Annotated in this window: 32 protein-coding genes and 1 tRNA gene; 23 read left to right on the forward strand and 10 right to left on the reverse strand. The window is 57.7% G+C overall.

The genetic code is table 11. The features are described from left to right. Positions 1–96 precede the first annotated feature (96 nt). The 5 genes from dddP to V8J84_RS08800 all read right to left on the reverse strand — a co-directional run bounded on the left by dddP (position 97) and on the right by V8J84_RS08800 (position 4,710). Entirely contained in the window at positions 97–1,440 is a 1,344-nt protein-coding gene (dddP, locus tag V8J84_RS08780; protein ID WP_339930139.1) for a dimethylsulfonioproprionate lyase DddP, read from the reverse strand. 85 nt (positions 1,441–1,525) lie between these two features. Further along, positions 1,526–2,062 (reverse strand): hypothetical protein, encoded by a 537-nt coding sequence (locus tag V8J84_RS08785; RefSeq protein ID WP_339930141.1) that lies wholly within the window; start codon positions 2,060–2,062, stop codon positions 1,526–1,528. Positions 2,063–2,185: 123 nt separating this feature from the next. Further along, the gene (gene glnA / locus V8J84_RS08790; RefSeq protein WP_339930143.1) at positions 2,186–3,592 is read right to left on the reverse strand and encodes a type I glutamate--ammonia ligase; all 1,407 of its coding nucleotides are present in this window, start codon (positions 3,590–3,592) and stop codon (positions 2,186–2,188) included. Between the two features lie 45 nt (positions 3,593–3,637). After that, positions 3,638–3,976 (reverse strand): P-II family nitrogen regulator, encoded by a 339-nt coding sequence (locus tag V8J84_RS08795; RefSeq protein ID WP_339930145.1) that lies wholly within the window; start codon positions 3,974–3,976, stop codon positions 3,638–3,640. A 266-nt stretch (positions 3,977–4,242) separates the two neighbouring features. After that, on the reverse strand, positions 4,243–4,710 hold the full coding sequence (locus tag V8J84_RS08800) for a Hint domain-containing protein (RefSeq protein ID WP_339930147.1): 468 nt from the start codon (positions 4,708–4,710) through the stop codon (positions 4,243–4,245). Positions 4,711–4,886: 176 nt separating this feature from the next. Here V8J84_RS08800 and V8J84_RS08805 point away from each other — a divergent pair. The 3 genes from V8J84_RS08805 (at position 4,887) to V8J84_RS08815 (ending at position 6,972) form a co-directional block, all read left to right on the forward strand. Beyond that, positions 4,887–4,971: transfer RNA gene (locus V8J84_RS08805), tRNA-Leu, on the forward strand. Positions 4,972–4,992: 21 nt separating this feature from the next. Next, entirely contained in the window at positions 4,993–6,324 is a 1,332-nt protein-coding gene (gene tig, locus V8J84_RS08810) for a trigger factor (RefSeq protein ID WP_339930149.1), read from the forward strand. A 171-nt stretch (positions 6,325–6,495) separates the two neighbouring features. Beyond that, positions 6,496–6,972, forward strand: a complete 477-nt coding sequence (locus tag V8J84_RS08815) for a hypothetical protein (protein WP_339930151.1) — start codon at positions 6,496–6,498, stop codon at positions 6,970–6,972. 78 nt (positions 6,973–7,050) lie between these two features. On the opposite strand, the gene rplI is transcribed toward V8J84_RS08815, so the two are convergent. From rplI to rpsF, 3 genes are read right to left on the reverse strand one after another with little or no spacing between them, the layout of a single operon-like run. Beyond that, positions 7,051–7,668 (reverse strand): 50S ribosomal protein L9, encoded by a 618-nt coding sequence (gene rplI / locus V8J84_RS08820; RefSeq protein WP_339930153.1) that lies wholly within the window; start codon positions 7,666–7,668, stop codon positions 7,051–7,053. 12 nt (positions 7,669–7,680) lie between these two features. Then, entirely contained in the window at positions 7,681–7,908 is a 228-nt protein-coding gene (gene rpsR / locus V8J84_RS08825) for a 30S ribosomal protein S18 (RefSeq protein WP_339930155.1), read from the reverse strand. A gap of 26 nt (positions 7,909–7,934) precedes the next feature. Further along, on the reverse strand, positions 7,935–8,291 hold the full coding sequence (gene rpsF, locus V8J84_RS08830) for a 30S ribosomal protein S6 (protein WP_339930157.1): 357 nt from the start codon (positions 8,289–8,291) through the stop codon (positions 7,935–7,937). Between the two features lie 267 nt (positions 8,292–8,558). Between rpsF and V8J84_RS08835 the strand changes: the two genes are divergently transcribed. Beyond that, a complete protein-coding gene (locus V8J84_RS08835) occupies positions 8,559–9,149 on the forward strand; it encodes a hypothetical protein (protein ID WP_339930159.1) in 591 nt (196 codons plus the stop codon). A gap of 147 nt (positions 9,150–9,296) precedes the next feature. Continuing rightward, positions 9,297–9,887 carry a YceI family protein gene (locus V8J84_RS08840; RefSeq protein WP_445285962.1) on the forward strand — a complete coding sequence of 197 codons (591 nt, stop codon included), beginning with the start codon at positions 9,297–9,299 and terminating at the stop codon, positions 9,885–9,887. 57 nt (positions 9,888–9,944) lie between these two features. Here the strand turns inward: V8J84_RS08840 and V8J84_RS08845 are convergent, their stop codons facing one another. Beyond that, positions 9,945–11,129, reverse strand: coding sequence for a cytochrome b/b6 domain-containing protein (locus V8J84_RS08845; RefSeq protein ID WP_339930161.1), 1,185 nt, complete (start codon positions 11,127–11,129; stop codon positions 9,945–9,947). A gap of 175 nt (positions 11,130–11,304) precedes the next feature. On the opposite strand from V8J84_RS08845, the gene fabD reads away from it, so the two are divergent. The 3 genes from fabD to V8J84_RS08860 all read left to right on the forward strand — a co-directional run bounded on the left by fabD (position 11,305) and on the right by V8J84_RS08860 (position 13,384). Next, complete coding sequence (fabD, locus tag V8J84_RS08850; RefSeq protein ID WP_339930163.1) at positions 11,305–12,240, forward strand: ACP S-malonyltransferase; 936 nt, start codon at positions 11,305–11,307, stop codon at positions 12,238–12,240. 24 nt (positions 12,241–12,264) lie between these two features. Further along, positions 12,265–13,002 carry a 3-oxoacyl-[acyl-carrier-protein] reductase gene (fabG, locus tag V8J84_RS08855; RefSeq protein ID WP_339930165.1) on the forward strand — a complete coding sequence of 246 codons (738 nt, stop codon included), beginning with the start codon at positions 12,265–12,267 and terminating at the stop codon, positions 13,000–13,002. A gap of 148 nt (positions 13,003–13,150) precedes the next feature. Next, positions 13,151–13,384, forward strand: a complete 234-nt coding sequence (locus tag V8J84_RS08860) for an acyl carrier protein (protein ID WP_339930167.1) — start codon at positions 13,151–13,153, stop codon at positions 13,382–13,384. Between the two features lie 17 nt (positions 13,385–13,401). Here V8J84_RS08860 and V8J84_RS08865 read toward each other — a convergent pair whose 3' ends face one another. Beyond that, entirely contained in the window at positions 13,402–14,337 is a 936-nt protein-coding gene (locus V8J84_RS08865) for a PilZ domain-containing protein (protein ID WP_339930169.1), read from the reverse strand. Positions 14,338–14,475: 138 nt separating this feature from the next. Between V8J84_RS08865 and fabF the strand changes: the two genes are divergently transcribed. The 15 genes from fabF (at position 14,476) to V8J84_RS08940 (ending at position 25,127) form a co-directional block, all read left to right on the forward strand. Continuing rightward, positions 14,476–15,735: a beta-ketoacyl-ACP synthase II gene (fabF, locus tag V8J84_RS08870; protein ID WP_339930171.1), complete on the forward strand. Its 1,260-nt coding sequence runs from the start codon at positions 14,476–14,478 to the stop codon at positions 15,733–15,735. Further along, positions 15,735–16,889, forward strand: a complete 1,155-nt coding sequence (gene mltG, locus V8J84_RS08875; RefSeq protein WP_339930173.1) for an endolytic transglycosylase MltG — start codon at positions 15,735–15,737, stop codon at positions 16,887–16,889. Before fabF ends, mltG begins: the two co-directional genes overlap by 1 nt. Positions 16,890–17,079: 190 nt before the next feature. Then, positions 17,080–17,430, forward strand: a complete 351-nt coding sequence (locus V8J84_RS08880) for a hypothetical protein (protein WP_339930175.1) — start codon at positions 17,080–17,082, stop codon at positions 17,428–17,430. Further along, positions 17,324–18,709 carry a DNA-packaging protein gene (locus V8J84_RS08885; RefSeq protein WP_339930177.1) on the forward strand — a complete coding sequence of 462 codons (1,386 nt, stop codon included), beginning with the start codon at positions 17,324–17,326 and terminating at the stop codon, positions 18,707–18,709. Before V8J84_RS08880 ends, V8J84_RS08885 begins: the two co-directional genes overlap by 107 nt. A gap of 112 nt (positions 18,710–18,821) precedes the next feature. Beyond that, positions 18,822–20,003, forward strand: a complete 1,182-nt coding sequence (locus V8J84_RS08890) for a phage portal protein (RefSeq protein WP_339930179.1) — start codon at positions 18,822–18,824, stop codon at positions 20,001–20,003. Beyond that, positions 19,993–20,202, forward strand: coding sequence for a hypothetical protein (locus V8J84_RS08895; protein ID WP_339930181.1), 210 nt, complete (start codon positions 19,993–19,995; stop codon positions 20,200–20,202). Before V8J84_RS08890 ends, V8J84_RS08895 begins: the two co-directional genes overlap by 11 nt. Before the next feature lie 11 nt (positions 20,203–20,213). Then, positions 20,214–20,747, forward strand: coding sequence for an HK97 family phage prohead protease (locus V8J84_RS08900; protein ID WP_339930183.1), 534 nt, complete (start codon positions 20,214–20,216; stop codon positions 20,745–20,747). Between the two features lie 46 nt (positions 20,748–20,793). Next, on the forward strand, positions 20,794–21,987 hold the full coding sequence (locus V8J84_RS08905) for a phage major capsid protein (protein WP_339930185.1): 1,194 nt from the start codon (positions 20,794–20,796) through the stop codon (positions 21,985–21,987). A gap of 189 nt (positions 21,988–22,176) precedes the next feature. Then, entirely contained in the window at positions 22,177–22,776 is a 600-nt protein-coding gene (locus tag V8J84_RS08910) for a head-tail connector protein (RefSeq protein ID WP_339930187.1), read from the forward strand. Next, positions 22,773–23,111 (forward strand): phage head closure protein, encoded by a 339-nt coding sequence (locus tag V8J84_RS08915; RefSeq protein ID WP_339930189.1) that lies wholly within the window; start codon positions 22,773–22,775, stop codon positions 23,109–23,111. The genes V8J84_RS08910 and V8J84_RS08915 overlap by 4 nt, the downstream gene beginning before the upstream one ends. Further along, positions 23,108–23,521 carry a DUF3168 domain-containing protein gene (locus tag V8J84_RS08920; RefSeq protein ID WP_339930191.1) on the forward strand — a complete coding sequence of 138 codons (414 nt, stop codon included), beginning with the start codon at positions 23,108–23,110 and terminating at the stop codon, positions 23,519–23,521. Before V8J84_RS08915 ends, V8J84_RS08920 begins: the two co-directional genes overlap by 4 nt. A gap of 25 nt (positions 23,522–23,546) precedes the next feature. After that, positions 23,547–23,963 carry a phage major tail protein, TP901-1 family gene (locus V8J84_RS08925; RefSeq protein WP_339930193.1) on the forward strand — a complete coding sequence of 139 codons (417 nt, stop codon included), beginning with the start codon at positions 23,547–23,549 and terminating at the stop codon, positions 23,961–23,963. Next, positions 23,963–24,277, forward strand: a complete 315-nt coding sequence (locus V8J84_RS08930; RefSeq protein WP_339930195.1) for a gene transfer agent family protein — start codon at positions 23,963–23,965, stop codon at positions 24,275–24,277. The genes V8J84_RS08925 and V8J84_RS08930 overlap by 1 nt, the downstream gene beginning before the upstream one ends. Continuing rightward, positions 24,274–24,462, forward strand: coding sequence for a rcc01693 family protein (locus tag V8J84_RS08935; protein ID WP_339930197.1), 189 nt, complete (start codon positions 24,274–24,276; stop codon positions 24,460–24,462). Before V8J84_RS08930 ends, V8J84_RS08935 begins: the two co-directional genes overlap by 4 nt. A 5-nt stretch (positions 24,463–24,467) precedes the next feature. Beyond that, the gene (locus tag V8J84_RS08940; RefSeq protein ID WP_339930199.1) at positions 24,468–25,127 is read left to right on the forward strand and encodes a phage tail tape measure protein; all 660 of its coding nucleotides are present in this window, start codon (positions 24,468–24,470) and stop codon (positions 25,125–25,127) included. Positions 25,128–25,136 lie beyond the last annotated feature (9 nt).

Consider the following 25,136-nt stretch of genomic DNA (forward strand, 5'->3'; position numbering starts at 1 on the left):
GTGGTCTCCTGCTGTGGTCCCTTGCAGATGGACCGCGCAGGACCGCCGCGCAAGCAAACGCGGGGGGCGTCACGCGATGGTGACGATTGTTGCGGGCTACATCTCTCCGGTCAGGCGGGGATCGAAGGGGTACTTTGTCAGGTTTTCAAAGCCGTCCTCGGTGATGAGCACCTGATCCTCCAACTTGATCGAGAAATCGCCGCCTTCGGGTGAGATCAGCGCCTCAACACAGAGCGTCATGCCCACTTCAAGCGGATGATCGAATGCGCCCGGCACCGCCTTGTCGGGGTAAGCCACCAGCGGCCATTCATCACATAGGCCCACACCGTGCATGAGGCATCCGTATTTGAGCGACTGATACTTGTCCGGCAGCTTGTGACATTTGGCCGTCAGGTCGGGGATCATCACACCGGGTTTGAGCATTTGCATATTGGTTTCAATATGTTCGATGCCGATCTTCATGGCATCGATCATCTCCGCGCGGGGCTTTTCATCACCAATCCACCACGTCCGGCTGATATCGATACAGATACCGTAAGAGCCGATCAGATCGGTATCAAAGGCCACGATTTCGTTGTTTTGCACGATGCGTGGGCCGCATTCCTGAAACCACGGGTTGGTGCGTGGGCCGGATGCCAGAAGGCGGGTTTCGATCCATTCGCCACCGCGCCGGATGTTTTCAGCATGCAGCACGGCCCAGATATCATCCTCTGACATATTGCCTTGCGGCACACCTGCGCGGGCGGCCTTCTCCATTTCAAGGCAGGCGGTTTCGCAGGCGTGCGAGGCGCAGCGCATCGCCAAAATCTCATCCGGCCCCTTGATGGACCGCGCGTGTTCCGTGAGCTCTTCGCCTTCCATGACTTGCAATCCATGAGCTTCAAGGCTGCGCAGGCCGGACACCATGATTTTGTCCACGCCCAGCCGCGTGTTGCCGCATGCGTGTTCGCGCAATAGGTCTATCACTTGCGCGGTAAAGCTGACGGCGGCGTCCTCGCCCTTATCGCCGGTTGAGAAATAGAACATCGACGCGCCAGAGCGGCTTTCGCGGACCAGCGGGTTATAATCGGCCAAGAATGGCGCGTTTTTGTAATCCCACAGCACCATGTAACCATCGGCGCAGACCAGACAGGCGCGGAACGGATTGTGGGTATTCCACAGCTGCATATTCGTGGTGTCAGTGGCGTAGCGGATGTTGAGCGGGTCAAACATGAGGATGCCCGCATAGCCGCGTGTGTTCACCGCATCGATAAGGCGTTGCAGGCGGTAGGCGCGCATCTTTTCCAGATTGGGCAGGACTAGACCAGCGGTCTCCCATTCGCGAAAAGCCAGTTGGGTGGGGCCAATCTCAACGCGATCCGCGTCATTGGGCGTGCCGTCGGGCAGGGTCAGACCCTTGGTGGGATCAATCTTGCGGGTGTCGCGGTAATGCTGGTTCATTGGCTGGTCCTCAGTTCCCTAAGGTCAGCCTGCGCCTAACAACCGTGCAGTGTCAGGCACGTTTGCGACATTTTTAGCCCTGTGTTCAGTCTGCCATGAGATCGACCGGCTTCATCAAATCCGAGATCGCAGGTGCGCTGAACGATGTAGTTCCGTCACTGACGTAGATGTACTCCTCGGGCAGGAGTTCCCCGAACATGTAGGGCGCGGTCAAAACGATCATCATCCAGATGGCCAAAACAAACATCAAGGCGCCGCGCGTGAAATAGAGACGCGGACCGAGCAAGGCGTTCACCACAAGGACCAGAACCCCGATAGGCGGCATTGCCAGAAACATCGCGAAGGAATTGCGCCATAAATGCCGCTTGAGTTCCTTTTCTGTCCGCAGCCTGCCGTTGAGCATCCGTTGGCCCAAGGCGAATTCCCTTAGCTTTTGCTTTAATCCAACGGTCGTGTCGTCGTCAGGCTTGGCAATATGCGATGCCAAGCGCAACGATGGCATATCGCTGCCTAAGGATGCAGTCCCCATGTGGTCAATGAATCTGTCTTTCCAACCCGGCTTGGCCGGTTCCGGACGCAGCCGTCCGTCGCGGTCGATAGAGGGCATGGCTGGGACGGTCATGGCGAAGGCTCCTGCAACTGTAGGTTTCACCGGACACCAGAATTGGGGCGCGAATTTGACCCTGAAGCAAAACAAAAAGGGCGCCCCAATGGAGCGCCCTTCGATATTCTAAAGTGCTGGAAATTAGCAGCTGTAGTACAGCTTGTATTCCATTGGGTGGGGTGTGTGCTCGTAGGCGTGAACCTCTTCCCACTTCAGTTCCATGTAGCCTTCCAGCTGGGATTTGGTGAACACGTCGCCCTGCAGCAGGAACTCGTGATCTTTTTCCAGCTCTTCCAGGGCTTCGCGCAAGCTTCCGCAAACTGTCGGGATGCCCGCCAGCTCTTCTGGTGGCAGATCGTACAGGTCTTTATCCGAAGATGCGCCTGGATCGATCTTGTTCTTGATGCCGTCAAGACCAGCCATCATCAGGGCCGCAAAGCACAGGTATGGGTTGGCTGCCGGATCGGGGAAACGGGCTTCGACGCGCTTTGCCTTGGGGCTCTCGGCCCAAGGAATACGCACGCAGCCAGACCGGTTGGACGCGGAGTAGGCGCGCAGAACAGGTGCCTCAAAGCCCGGGATCAAACGCTTGTAGCTGTTTGTCGTCGGGTTTGTGATCGCGTTCAGGGCTTTGGCGTGCTTGAGGATACCGCCGATGAAGTACAGCGCTTCCTGAGACAGGTCGGCATACTTATCGCCAGCGAACAGTGGCTTGCCGTCTTTCCAGATCGACATGTTCACGTGCATACCGGTGCCGTTGTCGCCTGCGATGGGCTTTGGCATGAATGTCGCGGATTTGCCGTAAGCCTGTGCGACGTTGTGCACGACGTACTTATACTTCTGGATTTCGTCAGCCTGATGGGTCAGCGATCCAAAGATCAGGCCAAGCTCGTGCTGGCACGACGCAACCTCGTGGTGGTGCTTGTCGACCTTCATACCCATGCGCTTCATCGTCGAAAGCATCTCGCCGCGCATGTCTTGTGCGTCGTCGATGGGGTTCACGGGGAAATAGCCGCCCTTAACGCCGGGACGGTGGCCGGTGTTGCCCATCTCGTATTCGGTGTCGGTGTTCCAGGCGCCGTCGATGGCATCAACCTGATAGGACACTTTGTTCATGGAGACCTGGAAGCGCACATCGTCAAAGACGAAGAATTCAGCTTCTGGACCAAAGTAGGCCGCATCACCGATGCCGGAGGACTTCAGATACTCTTCGGCCTTCACAGCGGTGCCGCGTGGGTCACGCTCGTATGGCTCCATTGTGTCTGGCTCAACCACGTTGCAGTGAATGCAGGCGGTCTTTTCAGCATAGAAGGGGTCAAGGTAGGCGCTTTCGACCTGTGGCATCAGCTTCATGTCGGATTTGTCGATGGATTTCCAACCAGCAATGGAGGAGCCGTCAAACATAAAGCCTTCATCAAGGAAGTCTTCGTCGACAAGATCGGCAACCACGGTGACGTGCTGCAGCTTGCCGCGCGGGTCGGTAAAGCGAACGTCGACGTATTCAACGTCCTCGTCCTTAATCATCTTCAAAAACTCGGCAGTATTCATCAGGTAGTTTCCTCTTATTAGCAGGCTGGGAATGGGTGGTTGATCTTACAGCGCGTCTTCGCCGGTCTCGCCGGTGCGCACGCGGATCGCTTGTTCAATGGTCGAGACGAAGATTTTACCGTCGCCAATTTTGTCGGTCTTGGCGGCGCCGATGATAGCTTCGATGGCGGCATCAAGCAGATCATCGGCCAAAACGACTTCGATCTTCACTTTCGGCAGGAAGTCGACAACGTATTCTGCCCCGCGATAGAGTTCGGTGTGACCCTTTTGGCGACCAAAGCCTTTGACTTCGACCACGCTCAGTCCTTGCACACCTACGTCCTGCAAGGCTTCCTTCACCTCATCAAGCTTGAACGGCTTGATAATTGCTTCAATCTTCTTCACGGCGCGACTCCCCCGACAGTGTATTCAAGAGGGTGAGATCATTTTCCGTCCGCGACAACAATCAAGTCAGGCGGGGATGTGATGCGGAAACTTGATGCAAATCACCGAATGATTAAAAATTGGGCAGTTTGTCTGATTTGGCGGCTAAATGAAAACTCATCCACAGAGCTGATTTGGCCGAATGGCGCGAAGCCTAAGAATACAATGGCAAAACGCCGCCCCATTTCGGGAGCGGCGTTCAGAAAAAGCGGTGGGCAAGTGGGCGATCAGGACTTTTCGGCGACCATTTCCACGCCATCGGCGTAGATGATGTGCGCACGATCAAATTGCAGTTCATAAACTGTCATTTCACGCAGGCTTTGCTCAGCAAGAAATTCGCCGTCAACAAGACGGTCGGCGGTGACGCTTGCGGATTTGGCACCAAAAAGGGCCTCTGCGCGCCAGTCACGCAGGTGAATCAGTGTGCCAGGAGCGACGATCATGTCGCGATCGGGGCGGGTGTGGCCCAGCGATCCGGCTTTGATACGAATGGGGTTTACCTTGACGGTGCGGGCTGTGACGCCGCGCAGAACGCTCATCCCGCTGTCGCGTGTAATAATACGGTCGCCAGCGCTGAGGTGTTCAACAGGGATTTCTCCGTCGAGCGTCATGATTGTGGTGCCAGCGCAGATGCCTGATTCCTTAACCTTGACGGCTGTGACGTTGTCTTTGAAGGCGTGTGACTTGAGTTCCATGTCTTGTTTTCCCGCTTTTATCTTTTTCTGGCACCATCATTGAAGGCCAAATGTGGCAAGAAAGCGTTTAAGAGCCGCCATTTTGAGGGAAAAATTTGCTCTCGCATCCCCTGCAGACCTTTGCTAGAAGGCCGCAACACATAAAGGGGTAGGTTGTGCCTGCCCCTTATTCACATGCGGGTGTGGCGGAATTGGTAGACGCACCAGATTTAGGTTCTGGCGCCGCAAGGCGTGGGGGTTCGAGTCCCTTCACCCGCACCATAGATAGAAGAAGGACGATCCATGCAGGTCACCGAGACCCTGAACGAAGGCCTCAAGCGCGGTTACGCGATCACGGTCACAGCAGCCGAGCTTGAAGCGAAGGTCACTGAGAAGCTGACAGAAGCCCAGCCCGAAGTTGAGATGAAGGGCTTTCGCAAGGGCAAGGTCCCGATGGCACTGCTGCGCAAGCAGTTTGGCCAGCGTGTGATGGGCGAAGCGATGCAGGAAAGCATCGATTCCGCTATGTCCGAGCACATGGAGAGCACAGGGGACCGCCCGGCGACCCAGCCCGAGATGAAGATGACCAACGAGGACTGGAAAGAGGGCGACGACGTAAACGTCGAAGTGTCCTATGAAAAGCTCCCCGAGGTGCCGGAAACCGACTTCAGCAAGATCAAGCTGGAGCGTATGGTGGTGAAGGCTGACGACGCATCCGTTCAGGAAGCGCTGGAAAACCTCGCCAAGACTGCGCAGAACTTTGAAGACCGCAAAAAGGGCTCCAAGGCGAAAGACGGCGATCAGGTTGTTTTTGATTTCCTTGGCAAGGTTGACGGCGAAGCGTTTGAAGGCGGCGCTGCCGAGGATCACGCTCTGGTTCTGGGATCCGGTCAGTTTATCCCCGGTTTCGAAGAGGGTCTGATCGGTGTGAAAGCCGGCGACGAAAAGGATGTCGAGGTCACATTCCCTGAGCAGTACAACGCCGAGCATCTGGCCGGTAAAGCTGCCGTATTCGAGTGCAAGATCAAAGCCGTGAAAGCACCAAAAGACGCCGAGATCGACGACGAGATGGCCAAGCAGTTCGGCGCAGAAGATCTGGAAGCACTCAAAGCGCAGATCACAGAGCGTCTGGAAGCTGAATACACAGGCGCGTCCCGTGCCGTGACCAAGCGTGCGTTGCTCGATGAGCTGGACAAGCTGGTTGATTTTGAACTGCCAGAGACACTGACAACAGCCGAGGCCAACCAGATTGCGCACCAGCTGTGGCACGAGGAAAACCCTGACGTGCAGGGCCATGATCACCCAGAGATCGAAGCAACCGACGAGCACAAGAAACTTGCGGCGCGTCGCGTGAAGCTGGGCCTGCTTTTGGCAGAGATCGGTCAGAAGGCCGACGTTAAGGTATCCGACGCCGAAATGACCCAAGCGGTCATGAACCAGGCGCGTCAGTACCCCGGTCAGGAGAAAGAATTCTTTGAATTCGTGCAGCAGAACGCGCAATTCCGCCAGCAGCTTCAGGCGCCGATGTTCGAGGATAAGGTCGTGGACCACATCTTTGAACAGGCCAAAGTGACCGACAAGGAAGTCAGCAAAGACGACCTGCAAAAGGCGGTTGAGGCTCTCGACGACGAGTAATCGAAGTCAATTCTAGATTGCAAAGGGGTGCCCATTGGGCGCCCCTTTTTCGTTGGATCAGGTGATAAAGTCTGGAAAACCTTGCCAAATCTGCACAAATCAACGGTTCTCAAGTGGCATATTTCCGCTTAGGCTGCGGCCATCCCAACCGTTTTTCTACGAGGAGACATTATGAAAACGCTTATTTTAGCAGCCGTTGCTGCCATGGGTTTTGGAACAACAGCTTTTGCTTGCCCCAACTTCAATGCCGCCCCCGCCGAATCTTATAACGCCAGCGGCAGCCAGCTGCGCCAGCGCCGCGGCTTTAATGTTGTAGCAGGCGGCAACAACTACATCTGGAATTGCCCGAACGTGCGTCCAGGAACAGATACAGGTGCGGGCTATTTCCCGACTGCACCCGACTTTTCCTTCAACATGAGCGGTATGGGCGGTCTGCGTTTGGTCGTCAGCGTCGTCAGCGACTGTGATTCTGCGCTGCTGATCAACACAGCATCTGCGAACTGGTATTACGATGACGACGACAACGGGAACCTTGATCCGCGTATCGTCCTGACACGTCCGGCCAATGGCCGCATCGACGTTTGGGTTGGCACATACGATGGGGAATTCTGCAACGCCCAGCTGCAGATGGAGACATTCGCGCGCTAAGCGCGGCTGATAACAAATAAAAATGGCCGCCGGATGGATGATCCGGCGGCCCTTTCTTTATTTGCGTCAGTCGCTGACTTAGTCGTCGTCGCTCTCTGCCGCCGGGGCAGGGGCTGCGTCGTCGCCGAAGTCTTCAACACCGGCAGCGCCGATATCGTCGAAGAGTTCCTGAATTTCAAACTCAGCAGCGGCTTCTTCTTCAGCGGCCAGATCCTGAATGGATTTGCCGGATGCCTGAAGCTCTGCCTCTTCGGTGGAGCGTGCGACGTTCAGTGTCACAGTCACAGACACCTCGGGGTGCAGAACAACAGTTGCGTCGTGCAAACCGAGTTCCTTGATCGCGCCCATCAGGACAACCTGACGCTTGTCGACCGAGAAACCTTCCTCAGTAGCGGCATCGGCGATGTCACGTGGTGTGACAGAACCGTAGAGCGAACCCGCGTCGGATGCAGAGCGAATCACGATGAAAGTCTGACCGTCCAGCTTTTCAGCCAGCTTTTCAGCTTCTTTCTTGGTTTCGAGATTGCGCGCTTCCATCTGGGCTTTTTCAGCTTCGAAGCGGGCCATGTTGGCCTCGTTCACGCGCAGGGCTTTACCCTTGGCGAGAAGATAGTTGCGGGCATAGCCGGGCTTCACAGAGACGACTTCGCCCATCTGACCCAGTTTTGCGACGCGTTCGAGCAGGATAACATCCATGTGCGTTTCTCCTTACTTAACTGCGTAGGGCAGCAGGGCCAGGAAACGCGCGCGCTTGATCGCCTGAGCGAGCTTGCGCTGGTTCTTGGAGCCAACAGCCGTGATACGGGATGGAACGATCTTGCCGCGCTCGGAAATGTAGCGTTGCAGGAGGCGAGTGTCTTTGTAGTCGATCTTCGGAGCGTTATCGCCCTCGAACGGATCAGACTTACGACGACGGAAAAATGGTTTAGTTGCCATGATTTATGGTCCTTTCCTGATCTAAATTAGCGACGCTCGCGTGGACCGCGGTCCCGCTCGTCACGCTTTTGCATCTGGATGGATGGGCCTTCTTCGTGGGCATCCACTTTGATGGTCAGAACGCGCATGACGTCATCATGCAAACGCATCAGACGCTCCATTTCCTGAATAGCAGGAGCAGGTGCATCGGTGCGCAAAAAGGCGTAGTGGCCTTTGCGGTTCTTATTGATCTTGTAGGCCATCGTTTTGACGCCCCAGTACTCGTTCTCCAACAGCTTGCCGCCGTTGTCCGAAAGGACTGTGCCGAAATGTTCGATCAGGCTTTCTGCTTGCGTGTTGGACAGGTCCTGACGCGCAATCATAACATGCTCATACAAAGGCATGTGGTCTCCGTTCATATCTGCGGCGCATTTCATAGAGCGGGCGATTGATCTTTTGCGGCCCGGTCACGAGAGTCTGCGCAGTTCATAAGTGTCTGCAAAAGATTGGTGGCTTATACAGCCAAGACACCTGCATGCAAGCCTGCAATCACAAGCAAATTAACGTTGACGTAAACGGTAAACGAAACCTTAACGACGCCATTACCGCGCCCATTTCCTGCCTTAGTTCACCCTCAGATTGTATCGCAACAGTTATGAGGAGCTAAAGTGATGACTGACATGGCAAATGTGGACGGCCAGTTAGTATCGAGTGATGTGTTTCAAGGACCCAAAGTTGCGCCGTTTCAAATCGATGAGGCGTATTGGGGCTATATTATCCGGGCGGCCAATGCATCGAGCGTGTTCATGTATGTGGCACAGACGATAACGATGTTTTTGGGGGCAGCTTTTATGGCAGCGGCGCTTGGATTGTTGTTGATGCCAGCCACGGTGATGGACGGGCAGTTGGACCTGTTCCGTATATTTGCGGTCATCATGTTTGTCGCGGCTTCGGTTTTCCTGTTGTGGTTTGCAAGTCGCGGGACCGAGACAGAGCTTCAGATTGACACCACATTGGGCGAAGTCCGCGAAGTTGTGCGCAACCGGACAGGGAAGACCACGCTTTTGGGCCGTTATGGCTTTGACGCGATTGGCGGCGTGTTTATCAACCGTCAGCCGGGGCAAAAGCTGGATGCCTTGATGCTGCGCTATCGCAATACATCACAGACGCTTTTGATCGCTACAGCCAAGGAAGCAGATTTGCAGCCGTTGCGTGACCGACTGGGCCGCGATCTGATGATCGTGGGGGCCGATAAGGGCTAAGCGGACATCCGCACAAGAGAACTCAAGGGTCGCCTTTGGCGGCCCTTTTTGCTTTTTGAACAGACCCTGTTCGGAAATGGAGAGTTGAGTTTGTGCGTGTCAGGTCCATTTTAAGGTCCAGAGTTCAAAAACACGGAGGATACTTCCATGATCAAGCAAACTGCACTTGCAGCCATTCTGTCAGCTGCCGCACTGCCCGCGCTGGCCGCACCAGAGGCCTACACCTTTAACGAAAGCCACAGCCAGGCGCTGTTCACATACGACCACGCCGGTTTCTCGACCACGTTTGGTATGTATTCGGGCTTTGGCGGCGACATCATGTTTGATGCCGAAGATCCCGCAAATTCGACTGTATCGGTCACATTCCCTGCATCCGAAATGATCACAGGTTGGGATGGCCGCAGCCAGCACTTCCTGCAGTCGGGTGACTTTTTCAAGTTGGGTGAATTCCCTGACGTGACATTCGAATCCACATCAATCGAAGTGACAGGCGAGACGACAGCCAACATCACCGGCGATCTGACGCTGAATGGTGTGACTAAATCGGTCGTGCTGGAAACAGTGCTGAACCAGATGACAGAGGAATATCCATTCCCGCCATATCAGGGCCGCAAGGCAATGGGTCTGGACGCAACAACCACGCTGATGCGGTCCGACTATAATCTTGGCATGTTCACACCGTTTATCCCTGACGAGATTCCGGTCACCATTTCGATCGAAGCCGTCGCCGCAGAATAAGTGCTGACTTATAAATGAAAGGGCCGCGTCAGCATCTGCTGGCGCGGCCCTTTTCTGTTAGGGTTGCGTGGCGGTCAGTGTCACATCGATCTGCACGCCAAAGCCAAGGCTGCCTTCGTCCGCCATGCTTTCCCCGATTTTGAACGCCGTGCGATCAAGCGTCATCTGGCCTGCCATAGTCGCAGTGTCGTCGGCAATCTCCAGCGTGAAGGGCAGGGACACCGGCACGGTTTCGCCTTTTAGCGTCAATGTGCCATCAGCCAGATAACCTGTGTCGGCCGGGGTGATGTCAGCTGCAAAAACAGCCGTTTCGTATTGTGCCACGTCGAAGAAATCAGCGCCCATTGCCTGCTCGGTCACTGATCCAAGTGTCAAAGAACCGATGGCGATCGTCGTTTCGACGTTTCCGGTGCCGCTGTCGGGATCGAATACAATGGCTGCGGTCCAGTTTTCAAAACGGCCTGTCACGTCACTGCCAAGCTGTTTGACCGTGATTGCAATCTCGCCGTCTTGGACGGTCCAATCAGATTGCACGGTTTCCAATGCTACGATTTGAGCGGTTTCCTTTTCGTCAAAGAAACCGGCCATTGCCCCTGCGCCGGTTGCGGCTGCAAAGACGACGATGGCACTTATTGGCGCGGCATAAGATGCGCGATGGGCCTGAACAGCTGGAGCATCGGCTTTGCCGAACCACATACGCCGCAATGTGGCGTCTTTATCAACGATATGGTGCTTCAGCGCGCCCGCAATATGAAGAAGGAGCGAGGCAACCATCACCTTGCCGAAGATCCAGTGCAGGCTGGCGAAGGTGTGGGCGAGAGTTTCATTTTGCGGCACAAATGGCAGTGTCTGGCCGAAGGGCCACCAGATAGGGGCAAAACCTGTGGTCGCGGCATGTTCGATCCAGCCCGAAAGCGGCACGATCACGAGAGAGATATAAAGCGCCCAATGAATGACATTGGCCAGATACGTCTCGGCTTTGCGTTCGGGGTGAAGGTGCCCCGGTTTTGACTGTCCGATGGCCCAAAGGATTCGGAGAAGCGCGACAAAGAATACCAGCACACCCAGCGTCTTGTGCCATGAAAAAATCTGCGCCTTGAAGGCAAGCTGTTCGCTGGTCTCGTAGGGAAGTCGGTTCGCCACGGCGCCAAGCGGGATGATCGCAATGATCAGAAGGGCCGTCAGCCAGTGAAAAACCTTGGTGACGCTGCCATAGCTTGTGATCGTGTTCCTGCTGGCCATCCGGCTGCCTCCTGATTGATTTGGCTGTCAGACTAGCAGTGATCGGCTTTGTCGCCAATTTCAACGGTTGCAAGGATGCTGTGCGCATTTGCAGGGCTGATTGCCGTGCTTTCCTTGTGAGAGGCCCGCCGGCACGCTAACACTGTGACAAAGAGCAACAAAGAAGGAAGCAGCCATGCGGGCATTCTTATTTCCCGGCCAAGGGGCGCAGACCATCGGCATGGGGCGCGATCTGGCACAGGCCTATCCAGCAGCACAGGCGGTCTTTGACGAAGTTGATGATGCGCTTGGCGAAAAACTGTCCGATCTGATCTGGGAAGGTGACATCACCGATCTTACCCTCACACGCAATGCGCAGCCCGCGCTTATGGCCACATCGCTTGCCGCGATGCGCGCACTTGAAGCTGAAGGAGTGACGATTGCTTCCGCCGATTACGTCGCCGGGCATTCGCTGGGCGAATACTCCGCACTGGCAGCTGCCGGAGCGCTGAGCGTGGCAGACACCGCCCGCTTGTTGCGTCTGCGTGGCCAAGCCATGCAAGAAGCCGTGCCTGTCGGCGTGGGCGCGATGGCGGCTTTGCTTGGTCTCGATTTTGAAACGGCAAAAGCTGTCGCCGACGAAGCGGCGCAAGGCGAGGTTTGTCAGGCGGCCAATGACAACGATCCGTCGCAGGTCGTTGTGTCGGGCCACAAGGCGGCGGTCGAACGCGCCCTTGATATCGCAAAAGAGAAGGGCGCAAAGCGGGCCATGCTTCTGCCGGTCAGTGCGCCGTTTCATTGCGCGTTAATGGCACCTGCGGCGGACGCCATGGCGGCGGCCTTGGCCGACGTCAATATCGCGGCACCCGCTGTGCCAGTGGTTGCTAATGTCCGCGCCGAAGCTGTGAGCGATCCGGCTGTGATCCGTGATCTGCTGGTTGAACAGGTGACCGGATCGGTGCGCTGGCGCGAAAGTGTCATGTGGATGGGCGAGCAGGGCGTTCAGACCGCTTGGGAAGTTGGTGCAGGCAAGGCGCTGTCAGGCATGGTGCGCCGGATCAATAAAGAGATCACCTGTCTGGCTGTCGGCACACCCGATCAGGTAAAAGCCGCAGCCGAAAGTCTTGCGTGACGTATTTCAAAGAAAGAAAAACCTATGTTTGATCTAACTGATAAGAATGTCCTTCTGACCGGCGCATCCGGCGGGATCGGTGGCGCCATCGCGCATGCATTGCACGGGGCTGGCGCAACTGTGGCACTATCCGGCACGCGGGTTGAACCGCTTGAGGCACTCGCCGCCGAACTGGGTGAACGCGCGCACGTGCTGCCCTGTAATCTGAGCGATGCCGAAGCAGTGACCGGGCTGCCCAAGCAAGCCGCCGATGCGATGGGATCGGTTGATATTCTGGTCAACAACGCAGGCATCACGCGCGACAACCTGTTTATGCGCATGTCCGATGAGGAGTGGGCAAGCGTGCTTGAGGTGAACCTGACGTCCACCATGCGACTTTGCAAAGGCGTGATCCGTGGCATGATGAAGTCGCGCTGGGGCCGGATCGTGAATATCTCAAGTGTGGTTGGCGCAACCGGCAACCCCGGTCAGGCCAACTATGCAGCGTCAAAGGCCGGAATGGTCGGCATGTCGAAATCCATCGCCTATGAGGTCGCAAGCCGTGGGATCACAGTCAATTGCGTGGCTCCGGGCTTTATCACGACGCCGATGACCGAAAAGCTGACCGATGATCAGAAGGCGGGAATTCTGGGGCAGGTGCCTGCTGGACGCATGGGTGACGCATCCGAGATCGGTGCCGCCGTGCTGTACCTTGCCAGCCCCGAAGCGGCTTATATCACTGGCACGACCTTGCACGTGAACGGCGGCATGGCCATGTATTGAGCGTATGGCGGCTAGACCCTATGGTCTTGTCGTTTTCGTTTGCGTGGCGTCAATCTTCTGTTATAGGCCACGCAGATCAAGTCGGGCGGCTGTTTTAATGGCCGTTCCAAAACCGGGTTTTTGCCCAAAACGAACGTGAGGAAAGCCAATGAGCGACGTCGCAGACCGCGTACGCAAGATTGTTGTAGAGCATCTTGGTGTTGAAGAAGACAAAGTTGTAGAAGGTGCATCCTTCATCGACGATCTGGGCGCAGACAGCCTTGATACCGTTGAATTGGTCATGGCTTTCGAAGAAGAGTTCGGGATCGAGATTCCTGACGACGCAGCCGAGACAATCCAGACATTTGGCGATGCCGTCACATTTATCAAAGCCGCGCAGTAATCTGCGAAGCTGACAGTTTAAAGCGGCGTCCGTGCTTCGGGCGCCGCTTTTGTTTTTGGGCCTGCGCGCCGCTTGGATGCCGCCGTCAGACCACCGACTAATCTGGACAGACGCGAAAATCTGATCCGGCGATCAAATTGGATGCCGCAGTACCAGTGATTGCTCCAGCTGATTTTTGCAGGCACCCAGGATTCGTTTAGCCAGATCGCAACAGGATCGCCCGGTGACGGTTCTGTCTCTGGGCTGCATTTCAGCTTTGCGCCCATGCAACTCAGGTCAACGATGCGTGCGGGGTCAATCTCGTGCCCGCTTTTGATCTTTGAGGTCAGATTGACCGGATAGCGCCGCCTGCGTCGTTTGCGTTTCTGGGACAGTTTTTGCGCAAAGCGTATCCACCACCAAAGCGCCAGCCCGCCTGCGACAAATGCCAGTGTAAGAATAATCGATGCAGGCAAGTGGAAGCCCAAGCCTGTTCGGGCCTGATCGGTCAGATGCATGCCGGAGCCTGTCCGGTCAGTTCCGTTTGGTGGGGTGCCTGCTGTCACATCTCTGCTGTCGCAGCCAAAGTTCGGCAAAACGCGCGCCAGTCGCGCGAATAGTTTGCGCGTGTCGGCTTGCGTCAGGAAATGTTCGAACGATCCGGTGTCGGGTTGTTGTGCTAGCCGATCAAGCATGGATGCCCGCAGCCAGAAAGATTGCACATCATCCACATCAGACCGTGTGGGATGATCGCGTAGCGCGTTGCTGATGCTGCGGCTGTCCAATCGCGACACCTCGGACCGGATGATCTGCAAATCTGTTGGATCAAACGGGCCGGGAGAGGCCGCAAGCAGCCGCGCCTCTGCATCATGGATACGTTCGATACCGCCCACGACAGCGCAATCAACAGCCGCCTGTGCAGAACCGCCCGCACAGACAAAACCAAGACAGCAGATAAGATGAAAATAGCGCATGTCGGACCGGCCAGTGATTGCCGGTGCAACCTATGGGATCAGTGTTAACGCGCGATGAAGCGCGCATGCCCTTGCTCCTCTTGCGGGGCTTGGGCTATCAGGGGTCAAACACCCCCAAGGATAAGGTGAGGGCACATTATGCGGCGCGTTGTAGTGACAGGACTAGGTCTCGTGACACCATTGGCAGATGGGGTCGAAAACAGTTGGCGCAAAATCCTTGACGGACAGTCCGGCGCGGGTCCAATCACATCCTTTGACGCAAGCGCATTAGCCACGACTTATGCCTGTGAAGTGCCACGCGGTGACGGGTCGGACGGCACGTTCAACTCTGACACCTATATGGCACCAAAAGACGCGCGGAAGGTGGACGACTTTATCCTGTTCGGCATCGCGGCCGCGCAGCAAGCGGTCGAAGATTCCGGCTGGTCGCCAGAGACAGACGAAGAAAAGCACCGCACCGGTGTGATGATCGGGTCGGGTATTGGCGGTCTGAAGTCGATTGCGGACACTGCCGTGATGATCAAGGAAAAAGGCCCACGTCGCGTGTCGCCGTTCTTTATTCCCGGTGCGCTGATCAACCTGATCTCTGGTCAGGTGAGCATCAAATATGGGTTCAAGGGGCCGAACCATTCGGTTGTGACAGCATGTTCCACAGGTGCCCACGCTATTGGTGATGCAACGCGCCTGATCAAATACGGCAGTGCCGATGTGATGGTCGCCGGTGGTGCCGAGGCTGCTATCTGCGAGATCGGTATCGCGGGCTTTAACGCCTGTAAGGCGCTGTCGACCAAACGCGCGGATGATCCGCAGAAAGCAAGCCGCCCTTATGATGCGGATCGTGACGGCTTTGTCATGGGCGAGGGCGCGGGCATCGTGGTGTTGGAAGAATACGAGCACGCCAAGGCACGTGGTGCGAAAATCTACGCCGAAGTGCTGGGTTATGGTCTGTCAGGTGACGCCTATCACATCACCGCACCGTCCGAGGACGGCGAAGGCGGTGAGCGGTCCATGCGCGCGGCACTTGCAGATGCAGGGCTTGAGCCGACGGATGTGGACTACATCAATGCTCATGGCACATCGACAATGGCCGATACCATCGAGCTGGGCGCGGTCGAGCGGATGATGGGCGATGCGGCGGCTGAAGTGACGATGTCATCGACAAAATCCGCCACGGGGCACCTTCTTGGGGCCGCTGGCGCGATTGAAGCGATCTTTTCGATCCTTGCGATCCGCGATCAGGTTGCACCGCCAACCATCAATCTGGATAACCCTGCGGTGGACTCCAAGGTTGATCTGGCCCCCAACGCCAAGCGCGAACGCAAGATTGATGTGGCCCTGTCGAACTCGTTCGGATTTGGCGGCACAAACGCGAGCGTCATCTTCGGAAAGCCCAGCTAATGTGGCGTCATATTGCAGCGAACGCGCTCACGTTTTTGATCGTGGCGCTGTTTCTGGTGGCTGGTGCCGTCGCGTGGGGTGCGAAATCCTATTCGGCTGAAGGTCCGCTTGAACAGGCGATGTGCTTGCGCGTTGAAAGTGGTTCCAACATGCGGCGTGTCAGCGAAAACCTGGCAGAGCAGGGGGCGGTGACGTCGCCTGCCATTTTCCGCATGGGCGCTGACTATTCCGAAAGGTCCGACCAGCTTAAGGCGGGTAGCTTTTTGGTCGAGGCCGGTGCTTCGATGGAAGAGATCGTCGATACCGTGACCCGTGGCGGGGCGAGCACTTGCGGAACCGAAGTGGTGTACCGCATCGGCGTGACCCGCACGACGGTTCAAGTGCGAGAGCTTGATCCAGCCACAAACCGGTTTGTCGAGGTGGCGCAATTTGACCCCGCCGAGGAAGACGCGCCTGATGCTTACCAGCAGGTTCGCGAGGAAGGCGACACCCGCTACCGCGTCGCCGTTGCAGAAGGTGTCACAAGCTGGCAGATCAAAACGGCTTTGAATGCGCTTGATCTACTTGAGGACGATGTCGTCGACACACCGCCCGAAGGGTCGCTTGCGCCCGATAGCTATGAATTTGCACCGGGTGCCACGGTCGCATCGCTGCTGGATCGGATGACCACGGCACAGACACAGATTTTGGCAGATGCTTGGGCGCAGCGGTCTGACGATGTGCCGCTGAGCAGCCCTGAAGAGGCACTGATCCTTGCCAGTATTGTCGAAAAGGAAACCGGTGTTGCCGAAGAGCGGCGTCAGGTGGCGTCGGTCTTTACCAACAGATTGAACCGCGGGATGCGTCTGCAAACCGACCCCACGGTAATCTATGGCATCACGCAGGGCGAAGGAATTCTTGGACGTGGCCTGCGCCAAAGCGAGCTGCGCCGCGAGACACCGTGGAACACCTATGTCATCGACGCGCTGCCCCCGACACCTATCGCAAACCCCGGACGGGCCAGCATTGAGGCGGCGCTGAACCCTGACAGCACGGAATACATCTTCTTTGTGGCTGACGGGACGGGGGGCCACGCTTTTGCGACCAACCTTGACGATCATAACCGCAACGTCGCCGTGTGGCGTCAGATCGAAGCAGACCGCGCTGGCAACTAGGCCATAAGCCTTTACAGACGTTAGGGATTTGTTCATCGGACCGGACGTAGACGCGGGCCGGTTCGTTGACTTTTGGGGGTCCGAGGCCTATCCATCAGATACGCTAGAAACAATCCTGCTTGGTTGGTCACCGTGTAACGGCCTGGATTATCTCGACTGTATCGGAAGTCCATACAGGCGCATTCAAAGCATGACATCATCCGTGAACGACACACTTTCCGGCGCGACAAAGGCCGCAGAAAGGATTGTGGAGATCGACCAGCTTTATCAGTCGATGCGCAAATTGTTGCAGGTCTGGTTGGCAAGCTCCGAAGACCCTTCTGCTGAAATGTCCAAAAAGATGCTGGCAAAGATGGGTGACATTCAGGTCGCGCATACGTTGCTGTTGAAAGCGGAAGAACGCTTTCATGCCCTGTCAGATGATGGAGGGTCAGATGACCCAACGCCAGACCTTGACGACATCCGCGCTGAAATCGGGGGCATGCTTGATCGCCTCCGCGACGCCGCAGGACAGAGCGACGTTCCTCAACAGCCTGACTGACGACCAGATTGCCGCGCTCCCTTATCTATTCACATTTTGGGCCATGCCGCACCAGTTGCCGCCGGAAGGTGACTGGCGCACATGGGTCATCATGGGCGGGCGCGGGGCTGGCAAGACCCGCGCGGGTGCCGAATGGGTGCGCGGGATGGCCGAAGGCGTCACACCACGCGCTGCTGGCCGTGCGCGGCGCATTGCCATTGTCGGTGAGACATTCGATCAGGCCCGCGAAGTGATGATCTTTGGTGATAGCGGGATCATGGCGGTATCGCCGGCATCGCAACGCCCGAAATGGATTGCCGGCCGCAAGCAGTTGCAGTGGCCCAACGGGGCCGTGGCGCAGGTCTGTTCTGCCCATGATCCCGAAAGCTTGCGCGGTCCGCAGTTTGATGCGCTATGGGCGGATGAATTGGCGAAATGGGCCCACGGTCACGACAGTTGGGACATGCTGCAATTCGCGTTGCGATTGGGCGAGCATCCGCAAGCCTGCGTGACCACTACGCCGCGCAATGTTGACGTGCTCAAAGACCTTTTGGCCCGCGATAGCACGGTGATGACCCACGCGCCGACCGAGGCCAACGCCGCCAATCTGGCAAAAGGATTCATCGACGAGGTGCAGGCGAAATACGGCGGCACGCGTCTTGGACGGCAGGAACTTGAGGGTAAATTGTTGGCCGACGTGGCTGGCGCGCTTTGGACACCGCAGTTGCTGGCTGACGCGCAAAGTGATCAGGCACCACACGGGATGCGCGTGGTGGTGGCTGTAGATCCAGCCGTGTCATCGCACAGCAAATCTGATGCTTGCGGCATTATCGTCGCAGGTGCGCTGACCGACGGGCCTGTGTCCACTTGGCGGGCATTCGTAATCGAGGATGCCACGGTGCAGGGGGCCACACCGTCTGAATGGGCTGCCGTCGCCGTTGAGGCGTTCGAGCGGCATAGCGCGGACAAGATCGTGGCCGAGGTCAATCAGGGCGGCGGACTGGTTGAAAGCGTGATCCGTCAAATCTCTGACCTGATCCCGTTCAAGGCACTGCATGCCAGCAAGGGCAAAGCGCGGCGGGCAGAGCCGGTCGCTGCACTTTATGAACAAGGGCGCGTGCAACACCTGCGCGGTTTGGGCCAGCTTGAGGACCAGATGTGCGCCATGACGACTAGCGGTTTTCAGGGGAAAGGATCGCCGGACCGTGTGGACGCACTTGTCTGGGCGCTGCACGAGCTGATGATTGCGCCCTCTCTCAAGGCGCAGGGGCGGCCACAGGTGCGCGGGCTTGGCCGCTAGGGTGTTGCGCGCCCCACCGAACGCCCGTTTGTCAGCCTGCTAAGACTTTGGCTGCATAACTCTCCTCAACGATCTGAACCACGCCGCAAAGGCGCTGCAAGGGAACCAATGCATGTTTGACTTTTTCAACCGCAAGCCAGCCGCAACCGCGCCCGAAGCCAAGGCATCGGCCTCGGGCCCGCTGATTGCGATGCAGGGCGGTGTGGGCCGTGTCGCCTGGAGCCCGCGGGATGCTGTCACGCTGACCAAGGTTGGTTTTGCAGGCAACCCAATCGGCTTTCGCGCGGTCAAGATCATTGCCGAGGCAGCGGCGGCGCTTCCGTTGGTGCTGCAAGATCGCGTGCACCGCTACGAGACTCATCCGATGCAAGACCTGATCAATCGCCCCAATGCGGGGCAGGGACGCGCGGAATTGCTTGAGGCGCTTTATGGTCAGCTTTTGCTGACAGGTAACGCCTATGTCGAGGGAGTTGTTCTGGACGATACACCAGCAGAAATGCATGTGCTGCGATCAGACCGGATGAGTGTCGTGCCGGGTTCAGATGGCTGGCCCGCTGCTTATGAATACAACGTCAGTGGCAAAAAGCTGCGGTTCAACGTGCAAGATGGTGTCAGCCTGATTTGCCACATCAAATCGTTCCATCCGCAAGATGATCACTATGGTTTTTCGGTGCTTCAGGCAGCGGCCAACGCGATTGATGTGCACAATGCCGCGTCGCGCTGGTCGAAAGCGTTGCTTGACAATGCGGCACGTCCTTCGGGCGCCATTGTGTACCGCGGATCGGAAAGCCAGTCGCAGCTAAGCCAGGATCAGTATGATCGTTTGGTGGACGAGATGGAAAGCCAGCATCAGGGTGCGCGCAATGCGGGCAGGCCGATGTTGCTGGAAGGTGGGCTGGATTGGAAGCCGATGGGGTTCTCGCCCTCTGATATGGAATTCCAAAAGACCAAAGAGGCCGCCGCGCGGGAAATCTCGGTCGCGTTTGGTGTGCCGCCTATGTTGCTGGGTATTCCAGGCGACGCGACCTACGCCAACTATCAGGAAGCGAACCGCGCATTCTATCGCCTCACGGTGCTGCCGCTGGCGCAACGGGTGACAAGCGCGATTGCGGATTGGCTGTCTGACTTCACTGGAGAACGGATCGACCTGCGCCCCGATCTGGATCAAATCCCTGCGCTGTCGGCGGAACGCGATGCGCAATGGCGGCGGGTGTCTGATGCAGCGTTCCTGACCAATGCTGAAAAGCGGAACTTGTTGGGACTACCTGAGCAGGAGGTCGGTGATGACGGATAACGTCGTGGATATGGACCGCAGCCGCCGCAAATCAGCGCCCAAGCCCGTAGCCACGGATTTCTGGTTTGCCCAGCTTGATGTGCGCCTGAGCCGGATCGAGCTACTCGTCTCGCGGTTGGAAATGCAGATGCTGATGATTGCGTGCGGTGCGTTTGCGCTGCTGGTGCTGGAAATGATCGCGCTTGTGCGTGGCACGTGAAGGGAACGGATATGATCGACTTGGAACATAAATTCTGCCGGATTGGCGCAGATGTGAAGGTCAAGGATGGCACCGAAATCTCGGGCTACGCGTCTTTGTTCGGCAAAACCGATCAGGGCGGTGATGTCGTCGGATCGGGGGCCTATGCGACATCGCTTGGCAAAAAGCACAGCATCAAGATGTTATGGCAGCACGACCCGACGCAGCCCATCGGCGTCTGGGACGAGGTGCGCGAGGACGCAACAGGACTGTGGGTCAAGGGGCGCATCCTGACGGACGTGGCCAAGGGCCGCGAGGCTGCGGCGCTGATCGAAGCGGGCGCGATTGACGGGCTGTCGATTGGCTATCGCACCGTCAAATCGCACAAAGGCACGGGCGGCCAGCGTCATCTGGACGAGTTGGAGCTGTGGGAGGTGTCGCTGGTGACCTTCCCCATGCTTCCCGATGCGCGTGTAGGGGGGAAGGCGGATGATCCGGCCGACACCGCCTTACGTGATCTGGCGGCGGTGTTCGACGCTGCCCGACAGGACCTTGCCACGCGGTAGGGACTAACCGGCACTTCGTCGGACCATCAACCAAAAGGACCAACACATGATCAAGACCCAAGGCAAGGCCTTGGCCGGGAAAGGCGTGTCGCAAGACATGTCACCGGCTGAAGAACTGCGGACCGCGATTGGCGGCTTCGTGGCTGATTTCAAAAGTTTCTCCAACGGCGTGAACGCCAAATTGCAAAAACAGGATGACCGCATGAACAAGCTGGATCGAAAGACACTGATGGCCGCACGCCCTGCACTGAGTGCGGCTGCCGAGGCTGACGCCCCTCACCAAAAGGCATTCGCTGCCTACCTGCGCTCTGGCGATGATGACGGGCTGCGCGGGCTGGAGATGGACAGCAAGGCGATGTCGTCGTCTGTGGCTGCCGATGGGGGCTATCTGGTAGACCCGCAAACCTCTGACCGGATCAAGGGCACACTGAGTGCAACGGCTTCCATCCGCGCGATTGCCAATGTGGTGGCCGTTGATGCCACGTCCTACGATGTGCTGGTCGATCACACAGAAATGGGTGCAGGCTGGGCCACAGAGACCGGCACGCTGGCCGAGACGGATACGGCGCAGATTGATCGCATTTCCATTCCGCTGAATGAACTGTCGGCGCTGCCCAAAGCCTCTCAGCGTCTACTGGACGATAGCGCCTTTGACATCGAAGGCTGGCTGGCTGGCCGGATTGCAGACAAATTCGCGCGCTCCGAGGCGCAGGCCTTTGTTTCGGGTGATGGTGCGGACAAGCCGCGCGGTTTCCTTAATTATCCGGTGGTCGACAATGGTGCATGGACCTGGGGTAGCCTTGGCTATGTGGCGTCCGGCTCGGACGGCGGCATTGCGGACGGTGATCCGATTGTCGATCTCGTCTATGCGATTGGCGCTGAGTATCGCGCGAACGGCACGTTTGTTATGAATTCCAAGACCGCTGGCACGATCCGCAAGCTGAAAGACAATGATGGTCGCTTCTTGTGGTCGGACGGTCTGGCCGCCGGTGAACCGGCACGCCTGCTGGGCTATCCTGTGCTGATTGCCGAGGACATGCCCGATATTGCATCCGACAGCACGGCGATTGCCTTTGGCGACTTTGGAGCGGGCTACACTGTCGCCGAACGCCCTGATCTGCGCGTGTTGCGTGATCCGTTCTCGGCCAAGCCGCATGTGCTGTTCTATGCCACCAAGCGCGTGGGCGGTGCCGTCAGCGACTTTGCCGCGATCAAGCTGATGAAGTTCGCCGCAAGCTAACTTGCGCGAAGCGGGTGCTGCGACTGACCGCGCAGCATCCCGTGTCCGGACGCGCGCCCAGTCGACTGCGTTGTCTAGCTGCTTCCTTCCGTCCGAGCAACGCGGGCGATGCGCGTCCGGCCCATCAAGAACGCATCATTTCCACCACTCCGGCACCTGTAGTTGAGGCCGATTTTTCGGAGACATTCCATGATATTAGTCGAAGAGACCACGGTGCCGCTGTCTGCATTGCCCTTGGCCGTATTCAAAGATCATTTGCGACTGGGGTCCGGCTTTGCTGACGATACGTTGCAGGATGATGCGCTTGAGACCTGCCTGCGTTCGGCACTTGCTGCGATTGAGGCGCGCACCTGCAAGGTTCTTTTTGCACGCGATTTTCTATGGACCCTGTCGCAGTGGCGCGATCAGACACGCCAGCCCTTGCCAGTCGCGCCCGTTGAGGACGTGGTCACAGTGACGCTGGTGGACCGTCAGGGGAGCGAAACCGATTGGCCCGCCGAGTTCTGGATGCTGGAACGCGATGGGCAACGCCCGCATCTTTGCGCAGAGCGTCGCGGTCTGCCATCTGTGCCCAATGGTGGTGCGGTGAGGATCCGGATCATCGCGGGATTTGCGCAAGACTGGTCCGGCATTCCAGATGATCTGGCGCGCGCGGTATTGTTGCTGGCCGCCCACTTTTACGAATTTCGCTATGACAGCGGCGGCAGCGCATCGCAGTTTCCGCAGATTGTGGACAGCTTGATCGCGCCGCACCGCACGGTCCGTCTGTTGGGCGGGCGCCGCGCATGACTGTTCCTCAGCTAAACCGCAGCCTGACGCTGCTGACACCTGTTCAGGCACCGGATGATGCGGGCGGATTGATCACAAGCTGGGTGTCGCTTGGCGTGCTTTGGGCAGAGATGAAACCTGCCAGCACCCGAGAAACCACAGGATTCGCCGGACCGGTATCAAAGGCGGCCTACAAAATCACCGTCCGTGCAGCGGCAACGGGATCGCCGCGCAGGCCAAAAGCGGGCCAGCGGTTCACAATCGGGACACGGCAGTTTGAGGTGGAAACGGTGGTCGAGCGCGATCTGGATGGCCGCTATCTGACCTGTCTTTGCAAAGAAGAGGTGGCGTCATGAGCTATGCCGTTTCAGCCGCCTTGCAGGCCGCTGTTTTCCAACAGCTTTACACCGATCCGGTCGTATCCGGGCTTGTTGGCACGCACGTATATGACGCGATCCCCGCAGGTAGCGTGCCGCAGCTTTATATCGCGCTGGGGTCCGAGACGGTGCGCGACGCATCAGACAAAACAGGGGGTGGTGCGTTGCATGATCTGACCGTTCTTGTCGTCAGCGATGCTGCAGGGTTCACCAAAGCCAAAGAGGTCGCGGGCGCTGTGTCTGACGCGCTGGTGGACAGCGATCTGACGCTGACGCGGGGCGCACTTGTCTGGCTGAATTTTCTCAAGGCCCGCGCTGCACGCGTAGGCACCGGAGATACGCGCAGGATCACACTGACATTCCGCGCCCGCGTGGACGACGACAACTGATTTCACTTGATAGGAGGGCTGCGTAATGGCTGCTCAGAACGGCAAAGACCTTTTGGTCAAAATCGACATGACCGGTGACGGTTCGTTTGAAACCGTCGCGGGCCTGCGGGCCACGCGGATCAGCTTTAACGCCGAGACCGTGGACGTGACATCGCTGGAAAGCACCGGTGGCTGGCGCGAGTTGCTGGCGGGGGCAGGGGTCAAGACCGCTGCAATCTCGGGCTCTGGCGTATTCAAGGACGACACGACAGACGAACGCGCACGCCAGATTTTCTTTGACGGCGAAACGCCCGAATTTCAGGTGGTGATCCCCGACTTTGGCATCGTGGAAGGCGCGTTTCAGATCACATCGGTCGAGTATGCAGGTGCCCACAACGGTGAGGCGACCTACGAGCTGGCGCTGGCCTCCGCCGGTGCGCTGACCTTCACGGCGCTGGTCTGATGGCGAACCCCTACGCAGGCGAAGTGGCGCTGGTCATCGACGGGCAGGCGCATGTTTGCAAGCTGACGCTTGGCGCCCTCGCTGAACTTGAAACGCAACTGGGTGAGGACACGCTTGTCGATCTCGTGCGCCGTTTTGAGGCCGGAGCCTATGCATCGCGCGATGTCATGGCGTTGCTGGTGGCGGGCTTGCGTGGGGGTGGGTGGCGTGGAACGGCATCCGATCTGTTGAGCGCCCAAATCGAAGACGGGCCGGTCGGAGCCGCAAAAGCCGCAGCCATGCTACTGGCGCGTGCCTTTGCGCCGCCACCATGAGCGGGCTTGATTTTGGCGCTTTGATGCAAGCCGGCATTTTGGGTCTGCAACTGCGCCCCGCCGAGTTTTGGGCGCTGACGCCTGCCGAACTGCAAATGATGCTGGGCCGCACGGCTGTAGAGACTCCGATGGGACGCGCTGCATTGGCGGCATTGCAGGATACCTATCCGGATAAGAAGGAGTAATCGCAATGAGAGAGATCGACGAGATAGATGCGCTGGACAGCGATGTTGCAGCGCTTGAGCGCACGCTAGGTGACACAGCAGCGATGACAGCGGCATTCGACGGGCAGCTGCGCGATGTGCAAGGCACGCTTGGTGCCACAACACGCGATTTGGGCAATCTGGAACGCGGCTTTTCGGGCGGACTACGTAAGGCATTTGATGGTGTGGTGTTTGACGGCCTAAAGCTGTCTGACGCTTTGTCTGTTGTCGCCACGTCCATGTCGAACACGGTCTACAACGCCGCGATAAAGCCTGTGACCAGCCATTTGGGCGGTCTGCTATCCGATGGCGTCAATTCGGTAGTGTCCAGCCTACAGCCCTTCGCCGACGGCGGTACGTTCAGCCAAGGCCGCGTGATGCCGTTCGCCAAAGGCGGCGTTGTCAGCGGCCCCACCACATTCCCCATGCGCGGCGGCACCGGTCTGATGGGCGAAGCGGGGCCGGAAGCCATCATGCCACTGACTCGTGGCGCGGATGGTCGCCTTGGTGTGCGCAGCGCGGGTGTTGGGGGCGTGAACGTCACCATGCATATCCACACGCCCGATGTGCAGGGCTTTGAACGCAGTCAGTCCCAGATCGCCGCGCGTATGTCGCGTGCGCTGGGGCATGGCAATCGCAACCGCTAGGAGGTCACT

This window comes from Yoonia sp. 208BN28-4, from assembly GCF_037543925.1.
Classification (GTDB): Bacteria; Pseudomonadota; Alphaproteobacteria; order Rhodobacterales; family Rhodobacteraceae; genus Yoonia.

Coding starts and splice junctions, on each gene's coding strand:
- dddP (WP_339930139.1), bottom strand. CDS start 1,440: ATGAACCAGCATTACCGCGACACCCGCAAGATTGATCCCACCAAGGGT.
- V8J84_RS08785 (WP_339930141.1), bottom strand. CDS start 2,062: ATGACCGTCCCAGCCATGCCCTCTATCGACCGCGACGGACGGCTGCGT.
- glnA (WP_339930143.1), bottom strand. CDS start 3,592: ATGAATACTGCCGAGTTTTTGAAGATGATTAAGGACGAGGACGTTGAA.
- V8J84_RS08800 (WP_339930147.1), bottom strand. CDS start 4,710: ATGGAACTCAAGTCACACGCCTTCAAAGACAACGTCACAGCCGTCAAG.
- tig (WP_339930149.1), top strand. CDS start 4,993: ATGCAGGTCACCGAGACCCTGAACGAAGGCCTCAAGCGCGGTTACGCG.
- V8J84_RS08815 (WP_339930151.1), top strand. CDS start 6,496: ATGAAAACGCTTATTTTAGCAGCCGTTGCTGCCATGGGTTTTGGAACA.
- rplI (WP_339930153.1), bottom strand. CDS start 7,668: ATGGATGTTATCCTGCTCGAACGCGTCGCAAAACTGGGTCAGATGGGC.
- rpsR (WP_339930155.1), bottom strand. CDS start 7,908: ATGGCAACTAAACCATTTTTCCGTCGTCGTAAGTCTGATCCGTTCGAG.
- rpsF (WP_339930157.1), bottom strand. CDS start 8,291: ATGCCTTTGTATGAGCATGTTATGATTGCGCGTCAGGACCTGTCCAAC.
- V8J84_RS08835 (WP_339930159.1), top strand. CDS start 8,559: ATGACTGACATGGCAAATGTGGACGGCCAGTTAGTATCGAGTGATGTG.
- V8J84_RS08840 (WP_445285962.1), top strand. CDS start 9,297: ATGATCAAGCAAACTGCACTTGCAGCCATTCTGTCAGCTGCCGCACTG.
- V8J84_RS08845 (WP_339930161.1), bottom strand. CDS start 11,129: ATGGCCAGCAGGAACACGATCACAAGCTATGGCAGCGTCACCAAGGTT.
- fabD (WP_339930163.1), top strand. CDS start 11,305: ATGCGGGCATTCTTATTTCCCGGCCAAGGGGCGCAGACCATCGGCATG.
- fabG (WP_339930165.1), top strand. CDS start 12,265: ATGTTTGATCTAACTGATAAGAATGTCCTTCTGACCGGCGCATCCGGC.
- V8J84_RS08860 (WP_339930167.1), top strand. CDS start 13,151: ATGAGCGACGTCGCAGACCGCGTACGCAAGATTGTTGTAGAGCATCTT.
- V8J84_RS08865 (WP_339930169.1), bottom strand. CDS start 14,337: ATGCGCTATTTTCATCTTATCTGCTGTCTTGGTTTTGTCTGTGCGGGC.
- fabF (WP_339930171.1), top strand. CDS start 14,476: ATGCGGCGCGTTGTAGTGACAGGACTAGGTCTCGTGACACCATTGGCA.
- mltG (WP_339930173.1), top strand. CDS start 15,735: ATGTGGCGTCATATTGCAGCGAACGCGCTCACGTTTTTGATCGTGGCG.
- V8J84_RS08880 (WP_339930175.1), top strand. CDS start 17,080: ATGACATCATCCGTGAACGACACACTTTCCGGCGCGACAAAGGCCGCA.
- V8J84_RS08885 (WP_339930177.1), top strand. CDS start 17,324: ATGACCCAACGCCAGACCTTGACGACATCCGCGCTGAAATCGGGGGCA.
- V8J84_RS08890 (WP_339930179.1), top strand. CDS start 18,822: ATGTTTGACTTTTTCAACCGCAAGCCAGCCGCAACCGCGCCCGAAGCC.
- V8J84_RS08895 (WP_339930181.1), top strand. CDS start 19,993: ATGACGGATAACGTCGTGGATATGGACCGCAGCCGCCGCAAATCAGCG.
- V8J84_RS08900 (WP_339930183.1), top strand. CDS start 20,214: ATGATCGACTTGGAACATAAATTCTGCCGGATTGGCGCAGATGTGAAG.
- V8J84_RS08905 (WP_339930185.1), top strand. CDS start 20,794: ATGATCAAGACCCAAGGCAAGGCCTTGGCCGGGAAAGGCGTGTCGCAA.
- V8J84_RS08910 (WP_339930187.1), top strand. CDS start 22,177: ATGATATTAGTCGAAGAGACCACGGTGCCGCTGTCTGCATTGCCCTTG.
- V8J84_RS08915 (WP_339930189.1), top strand. CDS start 22,773: ATGACTGTTCCTCAGCTAAACCGCAGCCTGACGCTGCTGACACCTGTT.
- V8J84_RS08920 (WP_339930191.1), top strand. CDS start 23,108: ATGAGCTATGCCGTTTCAGCCGCCTTGCAGGCCGCTGTTTTCCAACAG.
- V8J84_RS08925 (WP_339930193.1), top strand. CDS start 23,547: ATGGCTGCTCAGAACGGCAAAGACCTTTTGGTCAAAATCGACATGACC.
- V8J84_RS08930 (WP_339930195.1), top strand. CDS start 23,963: ATGGCGAACCCCTACGCAGGCGAAGTGGCGCTGGTCATCGACGGGCAG.
- V8J84_RS08935 (WP_339930197.1), top strand. CDS start 24,274: ATGAGCGGGCTTGATTTTGGCGCTTTGATGCAAGCCGGCATTTTGGGT.
- V8J84_RS08940 (WP_339930199.1), top strand. CDS start 24,468: ATGAGAGAGATCGACGAGATAGATGCGCTGGACAGCGATGTTGCAGCG.